General features: G+C 37.9%; 1 protein-coding gene and 2 pseudogenes. 2 read left to right on the top strand and 1 reads right to left on the bottom strand.

Annotation, left to right across the window (positions count from 1 at the left end):
* Together H8S17_RS16065 and H8S17_RS16060 are read left to right on the top strand one after the other, a co-directional pair.
* Window positions 1-334: pseudogene (locus H8S17_RS16065) on the top strand (hypothetical protein); the annotation flags it as partial.
* A gap of 31 nt (window positions 335-365) precedes the next feature.
* On the top strand, window positions 366-566 hold the full coding sequence (locus H8S17_RS16060) for an HTH domain-containing protein (RefSeq protein ID WP_186867889.1): 201 nt from the start codon (window positions 366-368) through the stop codon (window positions 564-566).
* A 333-nt stretch (window positions 567-899) separates the two neighbouring features.
* Here the strand turns inward: H8S17_RS16060 and H8S17_RS16055 are convergent.
* A pseudogene (locus tag H8S17_RS16055) lies at window positions 900-1,453 on the bottom strand (transposase); the annotation flags it as partial.
* Between the last annotated feature and the right edge of the window lie 121 nt (window positions 1,454-1,574).

Genomic DNA, 1,574 nt, shown 5'->3' with positions numbered 1-1,574 from the left:
TCTGAGTTATAAGGTTGATGAAAACGGAAATATTTCGGTGGCAATATCTGGTACAAATGATCCAGATGGGAAAATAGCGAAAGAGAATGCTGAACGAAAAGCAAAAGAGAACAGAGAAACAGAAGAAAAGGTAAAAGAGAAAAGAGCTACTAAAAAAGCAGAGGAAGAAAAAGCTGTAAAGAAACGTGCAGAAAAATCGGCAGAAAGAAAGGAAACGGGTGATTATACCTTATCCGTAACTGGTACTGATGTAAAAAGTATGACACAAAACCTTGTAGCAGGATCTGTGAGTATTTCTGTACCTGATAGATCAAGTTTTGATATTAAGGCATAAGAGGGTTCGGTAAAAGGGAAATATCAAATTGGTGCATTGGTTGGAACTGCTTGTTTCCTATTATGGCATATCCAAGCTAACGATAGCAAAAATGGCTGGTGTTGAGGAAAATGATATTGACAGGCTTTTAGTCAATCCACCAGAAAAAGTTGAAATCGAAGTAAAATATAAAATTGCTGTGACTGTTATGAAACTGCGATTTTGGATAAAAGATTGTGAGTTGCCAATATAATCAATAGTTTCTTCTATGAAAAGATAAGATGACAGGGTGGAAGGCTATGGAGAGCTGACCGCCCTGTTTTTATCCAGAATAATACAGAAATAATCAAGAGAAAATCGAAATCCGCTCCTTAATTTTTTAGTTAAATGGTAGTTCCTCATCAAAGTCTGACATATAATCATGTCTTTCTGCTTCTATTTCCATTTTATCCTGTGCTGCTTCATCGGGATTGAACGGATATGAATCATGGTCATCGATGGATGAGCGTTTGGTGTATTCATTATGGGGAACAAGAATCTTTTGGTTAAAATAATATGTCGGTTTTCCGCAGATCTCACAGAATCTGGCATTGCAGATCCTCCGGTTATTCCAATAACTGATGAAATATCTCCAAATAAGAGTTTTTAACTGTTCTACGGTCATTGAGGTAGTGTTATAGCGTCCATAAAGTAATTCTTCTTTGAATCGTGCCCACATACTTTCACATCTGGCATTGTCATGGCATCTGCCGCCGGCACTATTCATGCTTTGAAGAATGCCATATTTATTGATTGCGTTACGGTACAGCTCGCTGGTGTACTGTGTACCTCTGTCGCTGTGAAGAATGGCACCCCGGAGCATTGGATACGCTTTATAAGCATTATCTAAGGTTTGTTCACAAAGGGCTGCTTTCATATTTGTATCCATAGCGAGACCTAACACTGCTGAATCGTAGCAGTCAAAGATAGCTGAAACATACAGCTTTCCATCAGAAGCCTTTATTTCAGTCATATCTGTAATGCCTGATACATACGGATTCTTCCATATGTATCGTTGCATTCATCTTCGCTGCAAATGTCAAGCATCGCATCTGCCAGTGACTGATATTTCCAAGGAGTCTCCTTTCTTTTTAGATATTTATTAGGCGTTTGCGAAACGCCAAACACCGCATAAATACGGTATTTTTTGTTGTTAAAATAAAATATCTCCTCAAGGTTTATGGTAAAATAGAGTTGACTAGAAACTAAATACCAATCCACC

The organism is Roseburia zhanii, assembly GCF_014287635.1.
In the GTDB taxonomy this organism is placed as follows: domain Bacteria; phylum Bacillota; class Clostridia; order Lachnospirales; family Lachnospiraceae; genus Roseburia_B; species Roseburia_B zhanii.
The sequence above is the reverse complement of the archived record's forward strand: the minus strand, read 5'-3'. Positions and strand labels throughout refer to the sequence as shown.